Origin of the sequence: Bacillus sp. VT 712 (assembly GCF_001614195.1) — a bacterium.
Lineage (GTDB): Bacteria > Bacillota > Bacilli > Bacillales > Bacillaceae_H > Priestia > Priestia flexa.
This window is the reverse complement of record NZ_LWBK01000001.1, coordinates 136,827-154,383: the sequence shown is the minus strand read 5'-3', so window position 1 is coordinate 154,383 and position 17,557 is coordinate 136,827. Positions and strand designations below refer to the sequence as shown.

At 38.1% G+C, this 17,557-nt stretch carries 21 protein-coding genes; 2 read left to right on the top strand and 19 right to left on the bottom strand.

Annotation, left to right across the window (positions count from 1 at the left end):
- Positions 1–84: 84 nt before the first annotated feature.
- The 3 genes from tnpC to A2U94_RS00730 form a co-directional block, all read right to left on the bottom strand.
- Complete coding sequence (gene tnpC, locus A2U94_RS00740; protein ID WP_025910452.1) at positions 85–1,638, bottom strand: IS66 family transposase; 1,554 nt, start codon at positions 1,636–1,638, stop codon at positions 85–87.
- Between the two features lie 62 nt (positions 1,639–1,700).
- On the bottom strand, positions 1,701–2,054 hold the full coding sequence (tnpB, locus tag A2U94_RS00735) for an IS66 family insertion sequence element accessory protein TnpB (protein WP_025910451.1): 354 nt from the start codon (positions 2,052–2,054) through the stop codon (positions 1,701–1,703).
- Positions 2,051–2,242, bottom strand: coding sequence for a hypothetical protein (locus A2U94_RS00730; protein WP_025910450.1), 192 nt, complete (start codon positions 2,240–2,242; stop codon positions 2,051–2,053). The genes tnpB and A2U94_RS00730 overlap by 4 nt, the downstream gene beginning before the upstream one ends.
- Before the next feature lie 203 nt (positions 2,243–2,445).
- Here A2U94_RS00730 and A2U94_RS00720 point away from each other — a divergent pair.
- Positions 2,446–3,596 (top strand): IS3 family transposase gene (locus tag A2U94_RS00720; RefSeq protein WP_090752845.1). Its coding sequence is split into 2 segments (ribosomal slippage): positions 2,446–2,686 and positions 2,686–3,596, totalling 1,152 coding nucleotides; the frame shifts between segments, so codons are not numbered across the junction.
- 3 nt (positions 3,597–3,599) lie between these two features.
- Here A2U94_RS00720 and A2U94_RS00715 read toward each other — a convergent pair.
- Complete coding sequence (locus A2U94_RS00715) at positions 3,600–3,782, bottom strand: hypothetical protein (protein ID WP_062687112.1); 183 nt, start codon at positions 3,780–3,782, stop codon at positions 3,600–3,602.
- Positions 3,783–4,087: 305 nt separating this feature from the next.
- Between A2U94_RS00715 and A2U94_RS00710 the strand changes: the two genes are divergently transcribed.
- Entirely contained in the window at positions 4,088–5,212 is a 1,125-nt protein-coding gene (locus A2U94_RS00710; RefSeq protein ID WP_025910292.1) for a site-specific integrase, read from the top strand.
- Between the two features lie 60 nt (positions 5,213–5,272).
- On the opposite strand, the gene A2U94_RS00705 is transcribed toward A2U94_RS00710, so the two are convergent.
- From A2U94_RS00705 to A2U94_RS00635, 15 genes are all read right to left on the bottom strand, one after another.
- On the bottom strand, positions 5,273–6,505 hold the full coding sequence (locus A2U94_RS00705; RefSeq protein ID WP_025910291.1) for an aminopeptidase: 1,233 nt from the start codon (positions 6,503–6,505) through the stop codon (positions 5,273–5,275).
- A gap of 434 nt (positions 6,506–6,939) precedes the next feature.
- Positions 6,940–7,551 carry an AmiS/UreI family transporter gene (locus A2U94_RS00700; RefSeq protein ID WP_025910287.1) on the bottom strand — a complete coding sequence of 204 codons (612 nt, stop codon included), beginning with the start codon at positions 7,549–7,551 and terminating at the stop codon, positions 6,940–6,942.
- 133 nt (positions 7,552–7,684) lie between these two features.
- Positions 7,685–8,866, bottom strand: a complete 1,182-nt coding sequence (locus A2U94_RS00695) for a NupC/NupG family nucleoside CNT transporter (RefSeq protein WP_025910286.1) — start codon at positions 8,864–8,866, stop codon at positions 7,685–7,687.
- Positions 8,867–8,965: 99 nt separating this feature from the next.
- Positions 8,966–9,367, bottom strand: coding sequence for a cytidine deaminase (locus tag A2U94_RS00690; protein ID WP_025910285.1), 402 nt, complete (start codon positions 9,365–9,367; stop codon positions 8,966–8,968).
- Between the two features lie 88 nt (positions 9,368–9,455).
- Entirely contained in the window at positions 9,456–10,130 is a 675-nt protein-coding gene (gene deoC, locus A2U94_RS00685) for a deoxyribose-phosphate aldolase (protein WP_025910284.1), read from the bottom strand.
- 113 nt (positions 10,131–10,243) lie between these two features.
- Positions 10,244–11,545 (bottom strand): pyrimidine-nucleoside phosphorylase, encoded by a 1,302-nt coding sequence (locus tag A2U94_RS00680; protein WP_025910283.1) that lies wholly within the window; start codon positions 11,543–11,545, stop codon positions 10,244–10,246.
- Between the two features lie 121 nt (positions 11,546–11,666).
- Complete coding sequence (gene deoR / locus A2U94_RS00675; protein ID WP_025910281.1) at positions 11,667–12,614, bottom strand: DNA-binding transcriptional repressor DeoR; 948 nt, start codon at positions 12,612–12,614, stop codon at positions 11,667–11,669.
- A gap of 120 nt (positions 12,615–12,734) precedes the next feature.
- Entirely contained in the window at positions 12,735–13,001 is a 267-nt protein-coding gene (locus A2U94_RS00670; protein WP_025910280.1) for a hypothetical protein, read from the bottom strand.
- A gap of 131 nt (positions 13,002–13,132) precedes the next feature.
- The gene (locus A2U94_RS00665; protein ID WP_025910279.1) at positions 13,133–13,780 is read right to left on the bottom strand and encodes a VC0807 family protein; all 648 of its coding nucleotides are present in this window, start codon (positions 13,778–13,780) and stop codon (positions 13,133–13,135) included.
- A gap of 62 nt (positions 13,781–13,842) precedes the next feature.
- On the bottom strand, positions 13,843–14,184 hold the full coding sequence (locus tag A2U94_RS00660) for a DUF1033 family protein (RefSeq protein WP_025910277.1): 342 nt from the start codon (positions 14,182–14,184) through the stop codon (positions 13,843–13,845).
- Between the two features lie 127 nt (positions 14,185–14,311).
- Positions 14,312–15,553 carry a dicarboxylate/amino acid:cation symporter gene (locus A2U94_RS00655; RefSeq protein ID WP_025910276.1) on the bottom strand — a complete coding sequence of 414 codons (1,242 nt, stop codon included), beginning with the start codon at positions 15,551–15,553 and terminating at the stop codon, positions 14,312–14,314.
- A 146-nt stretch (positions 15,554–15,699) separates the two neighbouring features.
- Positions 15,700–16,080 (bottom strand): DUF4181 domain-containing protein, encoded by a 381-nt coding sequence (locus A2U94_RS00650; protein ID WP_025910275.1) that lies wholly within the window; start codon positions 16,078–16,080, stop codon positions 15,700–15,702.
- 133 nt (positions 16,081–16,213) lie between these two features.
- Positions 16,214–16,684, bottom strand: a complete 471-nt coding sequence (gene yiaA / locus A2U94_RS00645) for an inner membrane protein YiaA (protein ID WP_025910274.1) — start codon at positions 16,682–16,684, stop codon at positions 16,214–16,216.
- Positions 16,685–16,913: 229 nt separating this feature from the next.
- Positions 16,914–17,096, bottom strand: a complete 183-nt coding sequence (locus A2U94_RS00640; RefSeq protein WP_025910273.1) for a DUF8096 family protein — start codon at positions 17,094–17,096, stop codon at positions 16,914–16,916.
- A 229-nt stretch (positions 17,097–17,325) separates the two neighbouring features.
- On the bottom strand, positions 17,326–17,526 hold the full coding sequence (locus A2U94_RS00635) for a DUF6501 family protein (protein ID WP_025910272.1): 201 nt from the start codon (positions 17,524–17,526) through the stop codon (positions 17,326–17,328).
- Between the last annotated feature and the right edge of the window lie 31 nt (positions 17,527–17,557).

Genomic DNA, 17,557 nt, shown 5'->3' with positions numbered 1-17,557 from the left:
GTAAGCCCGAAATATAAAAAATAGCGCACCTTCACGGTACGCACGACGAACGGCCAGCTAACTGAATTTTTTTCAGTTAGCTGGCTATTTTGCACATGTGGCTTGAATATTCTCTGACCATGGCATGTAATTATGTAAAATCTCAGGGTGTTGATGAAACGATATATTAGGTAATTCCGTCATCAGCTTTACCAAGTACTGATAAAAATCAATTCCGTTTGCTTTGGCCGTTTCAGCCAAACTCAAACAAATGGCATTCGCATTAGCGCCTGCTTCACTCACGGAGAAGAGCCAGTTTTTGCGACCAATAACATTTGGACGAATGGCATTTTCAGCGGGGTTGTTATCAATGGCGACATACCCATTTTCAAGGAAAACCTTTAACTCTGATGAACGGCTTAATGTATATTCAGCTGCTTTCGCAATGGCATTTTTACCGAAGAAAGGCGAACGATCAATCCAATCCATAAATTCATCGACGATCGGTTTTGCTTCTTGTTGGCGAACTTGCAAGCGCTCTTCCGGTGAAAGATGTTTGATTTTCCGTTCAATATGAAACAACCGATCGCAGTACTGCACGCCTATTCGTCCATTTTTACTATCGGCTTTTAGCCAATAACGGCGTACGTGAGCCCAACAGTTGGCGAATTGAACATGAGGTAATTGACCGTAAGCTGAATACCCATCACAGATCACAGTGCCTTTGAATCCCTTAATTAAATCTTCTAATACAGCGCGCCCACGAGAAAGAGCGCTCTTAAATAGAACGATAATGGGACCTTCACTTTGTACACTGCGACATACCCAGTTATAAGCGTTTGATTGAGCTGGCTTTCCATCTGAACGCTTAATTATTTGTGCGTAGGTTTCATCTATATGCAACACAGATTTTGCCGTTAATAATTGGTTCATCAAATTATAAAGCGGTTGAAGCCAATCCTCTGCCACACGTATTACCCAATTGGATAGATTTTTATCATTTGTATATAGTCCATGGCGCTCCCATTCATTTACCTGACGGTAAAGAGGTGAGTACTGGATAAACTTATCGTAGATAAGCTTTGCCAAAACAGTAGGACCGGCAATGCTTCTTTGGATTGGACCTTGCGGTGCTTTACCTCGTTTAATTTGAGCTTTTAGTATGGCATCGTTTTTACACGTTTTGCACTCATACACATGTTCAAAATGTTGCACACGCTTCAGGGAGGCTGGAATAAATTTCGCCTCTTCACGTATCAACGTTGAACTGAACTCTACCATCTCCCCACGACAGCAGTCACAAGCTAAGTTGGCTGGGTGATGATGAATCTCTTCAATTTCTATATCCTCATGAAACGAATCATTTCGTTTTTTATTTCTCTTTTTACGAGTAACCGTATAACTAACCTTTTCGATGCTTTGTTCTTCTGTCTGCTCAGGTTCGTTAAAAGACGGATCGTCTTCAAATAATGAGCCTTGTCCATCTGGTATTTGATACTTTGACTTTTCTGATTTAGAACCGTATAAAGCTTTTGTTAATTGGCGAATTTGTTCAGTCAATGCTTCAATTTGTTTGGTTAAATTTTTATTTTGTTCTTTTGTGTAGGCTAATTGTTCTTCCAATAATTGAATCACTTTTTCATTTGAAGCGTCTCCCAAATCATTCACCACATTTCGTTCAATTTAAGTTATGAATGATTATACCACTTAAAATAGGGCTATTAAAAGATACCTTTTGTAGATTTTGTAATCGCCTTTGGCTGTTGCAGAGATAATCCTTCTAATAACCAACGAAGCTCTTGTTGCGAAAGTTTGCGTACCTCATTTTCATCTTTTGGCCATTGTAATTTTCCATTATCTAATCGTTTATAAAGCATGGCGAAGCCATCTCCATCAAAATACAAACATTTATAACGATCCTTGCTCCATCCAGAAAACAGAAAGATAGAATCACTATACGGATCCAATTCGAAAGAATCTTGAATGAGCGTTGCGAGACCATCAATACCTTTACGCATGTCTGTCTTGCCGCAGATGATGTAGATGTTTTGCACGCTCGTAAAATCCTGTTTCATCCCTTCAGCTCCTTCATAATGGTTTGGATAATGCGCTCATCTACGCCATTGAAGAAGGAAATTTCAGCCACAGCGGTTTTAATTACACAACTTGGCTCAGCAGTGTATTGGAGAGAATGATTCGAAGAAATTTCAACTGGAATAGGATCGAGTTTGACGGGAACAATGGTTAATTTGTTTGTAGACATAATGGCACCTCCTTTGATTGATACATTTATCGTACCGGAGGTGCCTGATGTTTTATATGCGTTGTTTGATTACGGGCTTACTCTATACTGGGTGAAAACAGTCCTATGTAATCACTCTTTATATGTGTCAGTGGATTTAGTATAGTTTCATGGATACCATTTAATTAAGTCCTTACAATTATTTTTGAGAGGATGTGTCCGAAATGGAACGTAAACGTGCAGGCAAAAGATACAATGATGAGTTTAAGAAAACCATTGTGGATTTATATCATGCGGGAAACTCGGTTAAAGATTTAAGCAGTGAATATGGCGTATCAGAAGTAACAATCTATAAATGGGTGAAGGCATTTACGCCTATCAGTTCAGAAGAAGGTTCTCTAACTCCGAAAGAATTAGCTGAGATTCAGAAGGAAAACCTTCGGTTAAAACAAGAACTAGATATTCTAAAAAAGGCTATGGCCATATTCGCGAAAAAGTAACAGAAGCAGAGCTCAACCATTTTATTGAGAAATATAAAGAGCAATACAGCGTTCAGAAAATGTGCGAAGTGTTAACGATCCCACGAAGTAGCTACTACCACTCGTTCAAAAAAACGGTATCAAAACGTGAACAGGAAAACCAGAAGCTGACGAAAGAAATCCAACGAATTCATTTAAAAAGTAAAGAGGGTTATGGTGCTCCGAAAATTCATAAGACTTTAGTAAACAATGGGTGTTATCTAAGTCTAAAGCGTGTTCAGCGCTTAATGAAACAGGCAGGAATTTGTTCGATAACAAAGAAAAAATACCGTCCCTATCCATCAAAAGAAAAGGTGGTACAACTGACTAATCTGTTAAAACGAGATTTCTCTACACAGACGATTAATGAGAAATGGGTGGCAGATATTACGTATATCACTACAGTAAGAGATGGTTGGTGCTATTTGGCGTCCGTATTGGATTTACATTCTAAAAAAATCGTTGGCTATTCTTTTTCCCGTTCAATGACATCTGAACTGGTCATTGAAGCACTTCAAAACGCTTATACTGCTCAAAAGCCCGGAAAGGGCTTAATTCTTCATACCGATCTTGGCTCACAATACACAAGTAGTGAGTTTACTCAACATGTTCACAAATACGAGATTAAGCAGTCTTTCAGCCAGAAAGGCTGCCCTTATGATAATGCCTGCATAGAGTCGTTTCATGCCATATTAAAGAAAGAAGAAGTGTATCATACGCAATACACAGACTATTCAGCTGCAAAAGTAGCCATATTTCAGTTTATAGAAGGATGGTATAACCGAAACAGAATCCATAGTAGTCTCGGCTATCAAACTCCTCAAGCGATTGAGGATCAAATGAGAAAAACAGCTTAAGACTTAACTTTTTTGTGTCCAAACTATTGACTTAAATCCAATGTATTTATTACAGTTTTCGGGTAAATCATTAACATCGACTTTAAACGTTTCTCTATAGTTTGTGAAAATATATCCTTTTTCTTCATAATACTTTCTATATCTTTGATGCCACTTCATTTCAACTTCTTGTGGTATGAGCAACATATCATTCATCTCCTTGACAATATAAGCCTATTTATCGACAAGATGAATTAGAATTAAACTATTTGATTTAACATTTATTTATTAAAAGATATTGAACCAGTGGTAGAAGCCCCTCAGTTAAGATAAACACCTCTTATAAATGTAAATTCTTTTGATTTCTCACAAAGATTGTTAATATTCCCCAATACCACAATACTTACCACCTTCGCTTAGACAAGAAAATAATATCTTGATTAAACACAACATGCTAAAATATGTCTAGGAAACCTTTTACAAGCTTAGGAGCAATATAGGAGGCTCTTAAGGTGCAAGGAAGTATAAAGAAAGATAAAACAACAGGTAAATATTATTTCATAGTAGATATTGGTAGAGACGAACTAACTGGGAAACGAAGACAAAAGAAAAAACGTGGTTTTACAACGAAGAAAGAAGCAGAAAAAGCTTTAGCGGTTGTACTAAACGAATTGAACTTAGGTACTTTTATAGAACCACAGCTTATTGATTTAGACAGTTTTATAAGGGAATGGTTTGTAGAAAGACAGACTCAGCTAGCTAAAAGTACACTAAAGAACCATCAGTGCTTATATCGAAATCATCTTAAACCTAAGTTAGGTCATTATAAGCTACAAGATTTGAATCCAATCGTTCTTCAAAAGTTTACTAACAGTTTGGTAGCAGATTCTTCTCTTAGTCACAATTCTATTCGAAAGCTGTTATTTTTAATGAATCAGCTTATGAAGAAGGCACATGGTTTAAAGCTCATCTCTGAGAATCCATTAATGCACGTGAATATACCAAGAGAAGTAAAATCTGAAATGAGCATTTGGGACTTGAAGCAAGTAAATTACTACATTGCTAATGCCAAACAAAATAGATACTACACAATTGTTCTTATGGCTCTGCTTACTGGGATGCGAAAAGGAGAAATCCTAGGGCTACGATGGCGAGATATTGATTTTGAAAAACAAGTTATCTACATTAGACAAATCTATGACGGGTATGCAAAAGAACTTAAGGTAGGGGCTAAAACAGCGGCTGGTGTGCGTTCTATTCATATTCCTGATATGCTCGTTAATCAATTGAAAAAAGAGCGTAAGAAAGTATTAGCTAACAAACTTAAACAAGGTACGGCTTATAACGATTATGACTTAGTAAACTGTACAAAGTTCGGTAACCCTTTAGATTCATCTACTTTATCAAAGAGATTTAAGAATCATGCTAAAAAACTTGGACTACCTGTCATACGATTTCATGATTTACGTCATACGCATGTAACCATGTTGATTCAGCAAAATGTGAATGTGAAGGTTATCTCCGAACGTGTTGGACACTCTTCCATTCAAATTACACTAAATCAATACAGCCACGTCTTGCCGAGTATGCAACAAGAAGTGGCTGATAAATTAAATACTTTATTCGTTAATATGTGACCAGCTTGTGACCAATCAAAAGGTTAAGGTGGTTAAAACCCTACTACATCAAGGTTTAATTCAAAACGCCCAGTTCCCTTTTCTAAACACGGGCTCGCTTGTACCGTCAGCTTTGATGCCGTCGATGTCCATTTCAGCTGAGCCAATCATGAAATCAACGTGGGTGATGCTGTCGTTTGCTCCGTTTTCAGCTAGCTCGCCTTTTGACATTGTTTTTCCGCCTTCTAAGCAGAAAGAATACGCGCTGCCAATCGCTAAGTGATTTGATGCGTTTTCGTCAAACAGCGTGTTGTAGAAAATGATATCAGACTGGGAAATGGGTGAGTTATGCGGTACTAGCGCCACTTCACCTAAATATTTTGCTCCTTCATCTGTATCAATTAGCTGCTTTAACGTTTCTTCTCCGTGCTCTGCTTTAACGCCTGTAATTTTTCCGTTTTCAAACGTAAGCGTAAAGTTTTCGATCAGGTTACCTGCATAGCTTAATGGCTTTGTGCTTGTCACCTGGCCGTTCACACCGTCTTTTTTCGGAACGGTGAACACTTCTTCTGTTGGCATGTTCGCCATGAAGTCATGCCCTTTTTCGTTCACGCTTCCAGCGCCTACCCAAATATGCTTTTCAGGTAGTTCAATTGTTAAGTCTGTACCTGGTGCTTTATAGTGTAGTTTTGCAAAGTGCTTTTCATTTAGGATATCCACTTTTTCATGTAGATTGTCGTTATGTTTTGTCCAAGCAGCTACCGGATCTGCTTGGTCCACACGTACCGCTTTGAAAATCGCTTCCCATAGCTTTTCTTCTTGCTTATCTTCCGGTGCGTCAGGGAATACCTTTGCCGCCCACTCTTTTGATGGTACGGCTACGATTGACCAGCTAATTTTATCAGATTGAATGGCTTCTCTAAACTTTTTCATCGCTTGACCGCTTACACGTTGGAACGTTGCGATACGCTTTCCGTCTACGCCTTTTAATAGATCCGGACTGCTTGAGATAACGGATAAAACAGCTCCTCCATTTTCAACAAGCGCTTCGCGTTCTTGAACTCGCCAAGCTGGGAATTCTTCAAATACTTCATCCGCTGCTTTTTCATACTTCAAGCGAACAAGATAATCATCTTTAAAATCAACGTCAACTGACTTTGCGCCAGCTTCATACGCTTTTTTAGCTACTTCACGTACGAATGATGCCGATGCAACATCAGCAGAAATATGTAAAACTTGCCCTGGTTGAATATTGACGCCAACCTTAACCGCTAGCTCAGCGTACTTTTCAATATTGCGTTCAAAATTTAACATAATCTGTCCCCTTTACTAAAAAATTCTTCCACTGTTATTTTAGCATAAACGAATAGCGCAATGATAATATTTGCGTTTTTAGTTTACATAATAAAATTACAGAAAATAAAAAAAGAGTTTGGGACATAACAAAATGATTGGTTCTAAAAGACGAACACTAGCTGTTCCCATCTCTTTGATTCGTCTCAACACGTTCGTTCCATTGCGCTACGGTCACTCGCTTTCCGCGGGGAGGAACCTGAGCTTCCTCGCTGTGCTGCGGGATCTCCGTTTTCCCTCTCTTTCCCGCAGGAGTCGAGTGTCCTACGCTCCATTCCACCCTGTTTCCAACAGTGTTTTCACAATCAACCAAAAAACCTGAACGATTAAAAGTTATGAACTCTCAATCGTTCAGGTATAGTAGAGGCTGAACTACTTATGTCTCAGTCTCTTTTTTATTTCATCAGCACGCGTCGCTCATTAAAGAATAACTTATAACCTAGGTAGATAAAGTATAAAATGGCAACTGACAGCACAGCAATCCACATGTAGTAAAGACCTTCTGCTCCCCATACGCCTGTTAAGTTAAAGAGTGCCGGGATGGTAAGCGTAATCCACGACTGGACAACGGCGACTTTTCCCACATATTCTGTAATATCCCGCTCCTGCGTGTTGATAAAGTAAAATAGAAACCAAAGAAATGCCCACAGCAACCACGTTAAGCCGTTTACAACGTCACCATATCTTGTAAAAGCGATGGTCATATAAACAAGAGCTAAAATCGATACCCAAAGCGAATAATAGCCAAGGCCTGTTCCTTCCATTCCTTTGATAACGGTTACACCAACATACAAATACGTTAAGCCAAATAAGAAAATAGCGGCTTTTTCGTAAAGCACCCAGTTTGTTTGATCTGAAACAATAATTAAATAAAACGGCGCAATCATTTGAAAGACGCCGACAAATAGGTTAAACACCCCGACGTTTTTATCGTTTGCTTTTCCTAAAAGCATCAGCCCGTTTAAAAACAGCGCTGCTCCTGATAGTAATAATCCAATGCTGTCCATGTTGTCGTAAAGAATACTAGACTCTTTACTACCTCCTTTATATGTGCTCGAAGTACTGTATGATTCTTATCTTCCCACAAAAGAAAAAAGCAATCCTGCCCGCAGCAGAAATGCTTTTCCTTCTTCATTTGTTTTATAAAATAAAGCTTACAATAATCGCTGATAACACACTTACTAACGTTGCACCGTACAATAAGCGTAAACCAAAGCGAGCCACTGTGTTTCCTTGTTTTTCACTTAAGCCTTTAACAGCTCCAGAAATAATACCAATTGAAGAGAAGTTTGCGAATGACACTAAGAATACAGAAACAATTCCTAGCGTACGCTCACTAAACTGTCCAGACATATCCGCTAAGCTCATCATCGCCACAAACTCATTCGTTACAAGCTTTGTTGCCATAATTCCACCAGCAGCTACCACTTCTGAACCTGGAATACCCATAATGAAGGCAAATGGTGCAAATACATAGCCAAGAATTTCTTGGAACGAAATTCCAAGAATCATTTCAAATACGTTGTTAATGGCTGCGATTAGCGCAACGAATCCAATAAGCATTGCCCCTACAATGATGGCTACTTTAAATCCATCCATGATATATTCGCCAATCATTTCAAAGAACGTTTGTTTTTCTTCATCTTGCACTTCTAAAATATCTTCATCTGTCGTTACTGTATACGGATTAATAATCGACGCAATGATGAAACCACCAAATAAGTTAATAACGATTGCTGTTACTACGTACTTTGGCTCAATCATTGTCATGTACGCACCAACAATTGACATTGAAACCGTTGACATTGCAGACGCACATAATGTATATAGACGGTTTGGAGGTAGTTTATCTAGCTGTTTCTTTACTGTGATAAATACTTCTGATTGACCTACAATCGCAGAAGCTACTGCGTTATAAGATTCAAGTCTTCCCATTCCGTTAATTTTGCTTAAAAGAAGACCAATACCCTTCATGATGAAAGGCAAAATCTTAAAGTGCTGTAGAATCCCAATTAATACAGAGATAAATACGATTGGAAGCAAAACCGTTAAGAAAAATGGAGCTGTTCCGTCGTTCGCTAAGCCCCCAAATACAAATTCAATTCCTTCAGCAGCATATTCCAATAATTTATTAAACGTTGTTGCAATTGCATCAATGATGATAAAACCAAACTTTGTGTTTAATAGAAGCATTGAAAGCAGCAGTTGAAGCACAATCATAATAAGGATTGGCTTATACTTAATGCCTTTTTTATTGTTACTTGCTAAAAATGCTAAACCAAACACAATTAATAACCCTAGTATTCCAATTAAGTATTGCATGTAATAGACTCCCCACTAGTTGTATAAATTCCCATTTAAATCCTATCCTTATAGGCCTTAAACAGCTGCTGCCGAGAGCGTTTTTTTCAAAACAATTCTTTACGTTTTGTGTAAATCTTTTGATGAAAAGAACCCTGGTAACAACTCATTAATGTTTGTCACAACGTGATCGCCTTTTAAATTAGCTAAAATCACGACTGTGCCTGGTGAAAAGAACTCAGCTAAAACTTGACGACAAGCTCCACATGGAGAAATTGGTCCCTCTGTATCCCCAACAACTGCGATTGCTTGAAACTCTTTTTCACCTTCTGAAACAGCTTTAAAAATCGCCGTGCGCTCTGCGCAGTTTGTTAAACCATAGGAAGCGTTCTCGATATTACATCCGTGATATAGTTTTCCGTCCTTTGTTAAAAGAGCTGCACCTACATGAAAATTTGAATATTGAACATATGCTTGTTTACTTGCAACAATTGCTTCATCAATTAATTTTTTCGGTTCCATTCATTCATCATCCTTTTTCATGGTTTAAAGCAGGTTAGCTCAGTGTATAAGCTAACCCGCTAGACATTCTCTTCAGATTCTAATCGAATTAGTATGAGCTGTTGCTAATTTCGCCTTTAGCAATTGAAACACCAGAGCTTGCACCGATACGCGTAGCACCTGCTTCAATCATCGCTTTAGCGTCTTCTAATCCTCGTACGCCACCAGATGCTTTTACGCCAAAGTCTGGTCCAACTGTTTTTCTCATTAACGCAACATCTTCAACCGTTGCGCCACCTGTTGAGAAGCCAGTAGATGTTTTAACAAAGTCCGCACCTGCTTTAACAGATAGTTCACAAGCTTTTACTTTTTCTTCGTCTGTTAATAGACATGCTTCAATGATTACTTTCACTAATGCTTTACCTTTTGCAGCGTCAACAACTGCTTTAATATCACGCTCTACTAAATCGTAATTTTTGTCTTTTAACGCACCGATGTTAATGACCATATCAACTTCGTCTGCACCGTTTTCAATTGCATTTGTTGTTTCGAATGCTTTTACTTCTGGTGTGCTTGCCCCTAGTGGAAAACCAATTACCGTACATACTTTTACTTCTTGTGCATCGCGTAATAACTCAGCAGCTTTTTTAACCCACGTTGGATTCACACATACAGATGCAAATGAATATTCTTTTGCTTCCTGTGCAAGTACTGTAATTTGCTCTTCTGTTGCGTTAGCTTTTAATAAAGTGTGGTCAATCATTTTTGTAATTTCGTTGCTCATGTTTAATTCTTCCTTTCAATCCTCTTATAAAGTAAAATTTTAACCTGTAGAAGCTCTATTTCTCTTCCACTGAATACCTAGTTGAACCATCGCGGCCTTTAGGCGCACTAGAATTAATGAATTTCTTTGTAGATGAGCGTTGGTGCATCTACCTGTTCAGATACAATTGTATAAGAATCGTAAATAAAGTTCATTACTTCATCCACGTTTTCAGAGTTACTATGAATTGTTACAAGCGTATCGCCCTTCTTAACAGCATCTCCTACTTTTTTGTGCAGTACTACACCAACAGCTAAATCAATCACTGATTCTTTTGTTGCGCGACCTGCACCAAGTTTCATTGCTGCTACGCCGATTTGCTCAGCAACAATTTCTGATACATAGCCATCTGCTTTTGCTGGAACCGAAATTTTATAAGAAGCATCCGGAAGCTGTGATGGATCATCTACTACGGATGCATCTCCACCCTGTGCTTCAAGGAATGTTTTAAATGTTGCAAGTGCTTGTCCGTTATCGATCACTTCTATTAATAGCGCACGCGCCTCTTCAAGGCTGCTTGCTTTCTTTGCAAGCATAACCATATGGCTACCTAACGTCAAGCATAATTCTGTTAAATCTTCCGGCCCTTCACCTTTTAACGTATCGATTGCTTCTTTCACTTCTAGCGCGTTTCCAACCGCAAATCCAAGCGGTTGACTCATATCAGAAATGATAGCTTTTGTGTTTCGTCCAACACCTTTTCCGATTTCAACCATTGCTTGTGCTAATGCTTCTGCATCTTTTAAGTCTTTCATAAACGCACCGTTTCCAGTTTTAACATCTAAACAAATTGCGTCTGCACCCGCTGCAATCTTCTTACTCATAATTGAGCTTGCAATCAGTGGAATTGAATCAACTGTTGCCGTTACGTCACGTAGTGCGTATAAACTTTTATCTGCTGGCGTTAAGTCACCGCTTTGTCCAATAACCGCTAGTTTGTTTGTGTTTACTAGACGAATAAATTCGTCGTTCGTAATTTCAACGTGGAATCCTGGGACAGCTTCTAGCTTATCGATTGTTCCACCCGTATGACCAAGGCCGCGACCTGACATCTTAGCGACCGGTACGCCTACCGCTGCAACAAGTGGTCCAAGTACTAACGTTGTTGTATCTCCTACTCCACCTGTACTGTGCTTATCTACTTTAATGCCTTCAATTTCACTTAAGTCAATTTGATCACCTGAGTTTACCATCGCTGTCGTTAAATGAACGCGCTCTTCCTGCGTCATATCCTGGAAATAAATTGCCATTGCTAGTGCGGACATCTGATAGTCAGGCAAGTTACCATTTGTATATTCAGTAATAATAAAGTCAATTTCACTTTTTGTTAATTCTAAGCCATTTCGCTTTTTTTCAATTAGATCTACAACTCTCATTGATATGGCCTCCCCATGCGCTTTCTTTTCAAAATTATAACGCTTTCAACAACTTACATCTTCACTATATCTCAACGTTGAACAAATGTAAATATTTATTTTGACATTTGTTCAACGTTTTTTATGATGTCACTTTTTCAAGCAGCTGCTGAGCTGTAAATGGGTCTGTGACTAGTGTATTAACATACCCGCCTTTTATCGCACCGTAAATACCTTTCACCTTGTGCGCCCCTCCCGCTACGAGGATCGAATGTTCCTTTTGCTTAAGTTCTTCTAAATCTAAACCAAGCGTGCGTTCATTTAAGCTCGGGTTGCAAATACACCCATTTTCATCGAAAAATCGTGAACAAATATCACCGACTGCGTGCGGATCTAGCTGTTTTAAATCCTCTTCTGTGAAATAACCTAGCTGAAACAGCAAAGAATCTGTTTTAATAGGACCCGTCGTAAAGATCGCAATATTTGCTTTTTTGCCAAGCTCTAATATTCCTTTTATATGACGATCAGCTTCCATTGCCTGCTTTACTACAACATGATCAACAATAGCCGGAAGCGGTAAATAAAGAGGAACGGTGCTATAAGCATTTCCAAACAGATGCAGTATTTCAGAAGCATACGTATTGGTTTCAGAATGGCTAACTCCACCTTTTAACTGTACAACTTTCACATCTTTTACACGCTTATTTTTGAGCTTCATCCCTACATGATAAAGCGTTGTTCCCCACGTTACGCCAATAATATCTTCATCTTTTACAATTTTATCAAGGTAATCTGCTGCTGCTTCTCCTAAACCTTCCTTTACAAGGTTTCGATCTTCATGAGGTATAGATGCGACAATTGCTTTTTTTAGTTTAAACGTTTGTTCTAGCTGAGCTGATAGCTCTTTCACATCGATGGTAGAATCGATAATTTTAATTTGTACAATGCCTTCAGATTTAGCTTGTTGCAGTAAGCGTGAAACAGTTGGCCTTGAAACTCCAAGCTTTTTAGCAATTTCATTTTGATTATAGTCAAACAGATAATACATCTTTGCTGCTTCGATTGCTTTCGTTAACTTGTCGCTTTCCATAAGCATCCCCTTTACGTCAGTATAGCGTTTTCATTTTTCTATCTTACCAAACAATGAACATTTTTATAATACTACCTGAACATTTTTTCAAAAAAACCTCTCTTCTACTCGAAGAAAGGCTTAGCGGTTGACGGCATATACGACAAACAACACAATATTCAACATAATAAGAGCAACCCCCGCAAGGAGCCACTTTGTTCCCTGAGACTTCTTCTCTCCTTCTTGCATTTCAAAGCCTCGGATAGCAAACACGATTCCGAGTGTAAAAAATAAAAAGAATGTTTGACGATAATCAAAAAAAGCTAAAATCAAAAAAATGGCTGTAAAAAATACCATGATCATTTCTAATGCTATATACGGCTGTTTTTTACATACTAACAGTTTCAAATTGCACACCTACTCTTTATCCAAGTTCTATGACAACTTATTTTACTATTTTTTCGCGAGCAGGTGTCAACGTTTGATGTACTGTTCACGTATTTGTAACAAAAGCGCTCCCATGTTGGGAAGCGCTTTTATTATTCATTCATATTTGGATTCACCGGATTATCGATTCCTGTTTTCTCTTGAATCTTTTTATAAATAAAGTACGTATAGATGGCGATCAAAATTGAGAACGCCCACGTCACTGCTTGGCGAAAGACAATCATGTTGCCATACCCTTCAACACCGTACTTTTGAATAAGAACGTATTTTACAATGGCTAAAAACACATAGCGCCCCGCAAATAAAACGGTTAACCAGTTCATCATTTTAAAGAGATCTTGCTCAAAGAATAGCTTTTTTGAATCTTCACGCTTATATCCCATTAAATAGGCCGTATCAACAAAGAAATATAGCCCAATTGGACGCTTCACTAAAATCGTTATAAACGTAAAAATAGCTAGTCCAATCATAAAATAAACCTGATTAACCAGCATGGTTTCTGCATTACCCGACAATAAATCTACAATTGTTCGCGCAAGCAAGGTAATAACAAGAAACAGTCCCGTTACGTTAAATTGACGCTCTTTAATAAACGTATAGATGGTATAGAAGAATGCAGGGGCTGTCGATAATAAAATGGCGTAATAATCACCGATAAGATCTTTTCCCTGATTCCAGATAAGGTACGGGATTGCAATGTAAAAAAGCAAGTCAAACCATACTCGTTTTGAATTGTTCATAGCGCCCTCCTTTTCCACTATTGTTAGTGTAATTATATGGGAAAATGATGTAGAAGAAAAGGTTATTTCATTTGCAGAAACGAAAAGCCTTCCTCGTTTTCATTTAGATCATATACGTCTTCACCTTTCATAAACAAGACGCCGTGGAAAATTTGAAGATCATCATCACACGCTTCACAAAACTCTTTCTCACAGTCATTCCAAAAGGTAAAAAGAGATAGCTTTTTCATATGAACGTGGCGATAACTCGCTTGATGTTCATGAATAAGCCTTGTATAATGCTCAAGCGCTTCTTTTTTATGGTCGAATTCAATCGTTTCAATAATGTCTTTTTCCCAACCATCTAGAAAAAGCCACGGTTCACAGTCAGTTTTAATTTTATGGACTTTCCATTTTTCATTCATAATACTTCGCTCCTTACTTCTTCTTACAGGATGCTTACTCTTTTATTATTCAAGAAAAACACCCTCGAATCAAGTAATACGCTAAAAGCGCACCAGCTATCTTTGAGCTGATGCGCTTTCACGTTTGCTACGAAGCGATTCGCTTTGTATCTATTTGTTTTTTCAGCCAACCTTTACCTTCTACAATGCGTGACACAAGCATAGAAGATACGTTATCTCCCGTTACGTTCACCATTGTTGCAGGTGGATCGACAATCATGCCTAGCGCGGCCATAACCGGAAGTGCTTCAATTGGCAAGCCAAACATCGTTAAAATCAACATCTCACCAACTGCGCCTCCGCTCGGTAGACCCGCAATGACAACACCACATAAAATAGCAACAACAACGGCTTTCACAAACGTATCGATGCCGCTGAAATCCATATCGAATAGCGTAAAGGCAAATGAAATTTTTAAGATTGCAGCCAAGCAAGACCCGTCCATATGTACGGTTGCTCCAATTGGAATGACCGTTTCTCGCACATCTTTTGGAACGCCCGTTTGTTTAGCTGCCTCTAGGTTAACAGGCACGCTGGCTACGCTGCTCCCTGTCCCTAAAGCCGTAACCGCTGGCGTTAAGATATTTTTCCAAAAACGAACGATCCCTTCTTTTCCTCCTGCTAAAAAGGCATAAAGCGTAAAGCCAACAAAGAAGTATAAAAGAGCTACCGGGTAATATACGGCTACTGCTTTTGCATACGTTCCTAATAAATCAGGACCAAATACACCAACTAACGACGCGAAGTAAGCAAATAACCCAATTGGTGCCACGTACATCACAAGCGTTACCATTTTCATAAACACCTGTGAACCTGATTGTAGTACTTTCACAAACGGCTTTCCAGCTTCACCAATTAGCGTTGCTGATAATCCTAAAAGTACGGCAAAAACAATAAGTGCAAGCATATGTTCACGAGACAGTAAATCCACAAAGTCAGACGTTGTAAATGCTTGTACAAACTGATCGGCAATATTAATATTTTCTACCTGATCTGGCTTTTCAATTGTAATTGGTGACGCATCAACTGATAAAAATGCCTTAACCGCAAAAAGCATTAATAAAGATGAAATAATGCCAGTCAAAATAAAAACGCCAAACATTGAGCCAATGATTTTTCCAAAGCGATTCATATTCGCAGTGTTTGATACGGCTGCTGCAATGCTAAAAAACACGAGCGGCACAACAACCATAAACATTAAGTTTAAATAAATGTCCCCTAGTGGCTTTAACACTTCTGCTTTCTCTCCAGCAAAAAACCCTACTGCTCCACCAGCAAAAATAGATGCTAGTAAAATGAGCGGAAAGCGATATGGTTTTAACGCGTACATAAACATCCTCCTTCTAATTAAAACGCTCACAAAAAAAGCGACAGCATGCGCGCTGTCACTTTTTTGATTTTACTATAGTTTTAAAATTGGTCAATCCAGCTTTAGCCCCTTTTAACAAATTGTATACTTCCGACTTTTCCAAATAATTATAAAGATATGATAACAAGCAGTGCTAGCATAAATACTACTCCAAGGAATTCATAAACATAGCTCTTTGACTCTTTATCAGTCATCCAATGCTCAATTCCTCGCAAAGTATCTACTAAAATAAAAAAGCCACACACTGGCAGTGCTCGAATCCAGATGGGAAACTCATCGCTTCTCTCTGAAAACGTGACAACACCAAGAAAATAAATGAACAATACTACTATGATACCTTCAATCACCCTATACAGCCTCTTTCTATCTTTGGAAAACAGACTTACACGCTTTTCTTGAATATTTAACCTCTTTTTCAAATAGTAATGGCTAGTTGAAAAGTAAAGTATAAAAAGAAGAATGACACCTATTAAACCCTCATAATTCATTTAAATTCCCCTTTAGCAAGCTATAGTATATTAAGATAATATCATAATTAAAGGGTTAAATGTAATTATTTGCATAAAGAACCCTCCACTTTCAAAATAAAAAGTAGAGGGTTCTATGTACGCAAAAGAGCTATTAATCTCGCTCTTTTGCTCGTTGCGTATCTCGAATATTTTTTTGAATTGTCACTACTGCAAACAAGCTCAACACAAATGACATGCCGTAGAAGCCTTTTTCGCTTAGCGTAATACTCCCTGCGTTATATAAACCAATAACCATTAATGAAATCGATACAATAAGTGCAAACCAGCTAATTCCATAATAAATACCTGTAACAGGGATATCTTCCTCTTTGTCTCGAACGGCTTTTTGAAGAGATACCGCTGAATAAAGTCCAAATACTAAAACAGCAAAATAGTAGCCTTTTTCATTTAGCTCCATCGTTGCGTTAAATAATCCAACCAAGTAAGCTACAACTCCAATCAGTAGCGCTCCCCAAGATGCTCCTTTAAAAGCTGAAGTTGGCTCTCCTTCTTTTCGTTCTACCTTAACCTTTGGCTCATCTTGGTTTCGCTTCTCTGGAAATAGTTCATGCTCATTCGCCATTTAGGTTTTCGCCTCCTCTTCTCTCTTAATCTAAACAAATACGCGATTGTACGTTCACTTATACCATTATATAGAAAATAGGTTAAATTAATAGGTGTTTTTGTCATCTTTTAATAAGACTTTATGCTCAAAATAAATAAATAAATAAATAAATACACTTCTGTTTTTTATACAAAAAAAGAAACAGCTTCATGAGCCATCTCTTTTCTACGTACGACGCTTTTAACGCTTAAATATTCTTTTTCATGCCACAGCTAACGCATTCTCGCAAAAATTTCCCTTCTCCTACACTACTTTTAAAATGAACGCTCTCGCAGTTGTCGCAGCGACCCGCAACTTTATCAGGGAGATCTTTGTATTCATATACTTTGTCCAGATCAATATTGGCATATAAACCTTCTTTTTCTTCCACCTTAAACACTCCGATTTCATTTGAGATTGCTTCTATATCATACCAATATTAATTTAAGAATAAAAGACGCCTTCTTTATTTTCTCTCGGAGTAGCTACCTACAGCATACACTTGTTCTTAGCTGCTGGTTTTACTTTATGTTTATTATTTAGAATATAGTTTTTTTAGATACTTAGATGCGTTGACACACACTCATAAAAAAACCACCGCATCCGCAGTGGTTTTCATCTTACGCTTCAAAATATTCTTTGTAAAAGCCACCAACTTGACCTGTGTTGTCGACTACAAAGTAAAACTCTTCCGTTTCATTTTTTACATCGTATACTTTTCCTGCTGTTAGCACGTTTTCTACCATGTACTTTTTCGCATTCGTATGTACACATTTTACTTGTTTGATGGTTGGACGATCATTCCACTCTAAATGAATCATATTTGGTCTCTCCTTTTGAACGATTGGACGT

Excerpts from the sequence above, each read along its gene's own strand:
- A2U94_RS00705 (WP_025910291.1), bottom strand. The coding sequence starts at position 6,505 with ATGTTAAATTTTGAACGCAATATTGAAAAGTACGCTGAGCTAGCGGTT.
- tnpB (WP_025910451.1), bottom strand. The coding sequence starts at position 2,054 with ATGAAACAGGATTTTACGAGCGTGCAAAACATCTACATCATCTGCGGC.
- A2U94_RS00635 (WP_025910272.1), bottom strand. The coding sequence starts at position 17,526 with ATGATTCATTTAGAGTGGAATGATCGTCCAACCATCAAACAAGTAAAA.
- A2U94_RS00650 (WP_025910275.1), bottom strand. The coding sequence starts at position 16,080 with ATGAATTATGAGGGTTTAATAGGTGTCATTCTTCTTTTTATACTTTAC.
- deoR (WP_025910281.1), bottom strand. The coding sequence starts at position 12,614 with ATGGAAAGCGACAAGTTAACGAAAGCAATCGAAGCAGCAAAGATGTAT.
- A2U94_RS00680 (WP_025910283.1), bottom strand. The coding sequence starts at position 11,545 with ATGAGAGTTGTAGATCTAATTGAAAAAAAGCGAAATGGCTTAGAATTA.
- A2U94_RS00665 (WP_025910279.1), bottom strand. The coding sequence starts at position 13,780 with ATGAACAATTCAAAACGAGTATGGTTTGACTTGCTTTTTTACATTGCA.
- A2U94_RS00655 (WP_025910276.1), bottom strand. The coding sequence starts at position 15,553 with ATGTACGCGTTAAAACCATATCGCTTTCCGCTCATTTTACTAGCATCT.
- A2U94_RS00695 (WP_025910286.1), bottom strand. The coding sequence starts at position 8,866 with ATGCAATACTTAATTGGAATACTAGGGTTATTAATTGTGTTTGGTTTA.
- A2U94_RS00715 (WP_062687112.1), bottom strand. The coding sequence starts at position 3,782 with ATGTTGCTCATACCACAAGAAGTTGAAATGAAGTGGCATCAAAGATAT.
- deoC (WP_025910284.1), bottom strand. The coding sequence starts at position 10,130 with ATGAGCAACGAAATTACAAAAATGATTGACCACACTTTATTAAAAGCT.
- A2U94_RS00660 (WP_025910277.1), bottom strand. The coding sequence starts at position 14,184 with ATGAATGAAAAATGGAAAGTCCATAAAATTAAAACTGACTGTGAACCG.
- A2U94_RS00690 (WP_025910285.1), bottom strand. The coding sequence starts at position 9,367 with ATGGAACCGAAAAAATTAATTGATGAAGCAATTGTTGCAAGTAAACAA.
- yiaA (WP_025910274.1), bottom strand. The coding sequence starts at position 16,684 with ATGGCGAATGAGCATGAACTATTTCCAGAGAAGCGAAACCAAGATGAG.
- A2U94_RS00700 (WP_025910287.1), bottom strand. The coding sequence starts at position 7,551 with ATGGACAGCATTGGATTATTACTATCAGGAGCAGCGCTGTTTTTAAAC.
- A2U94_RS00730 (WP_025910450.1), bottom strand. The coding sequence starts at position 2,242 with ATGTCTACAAACAAATTAACCATTGTTCCCGTCAAACTCGATCCTATT.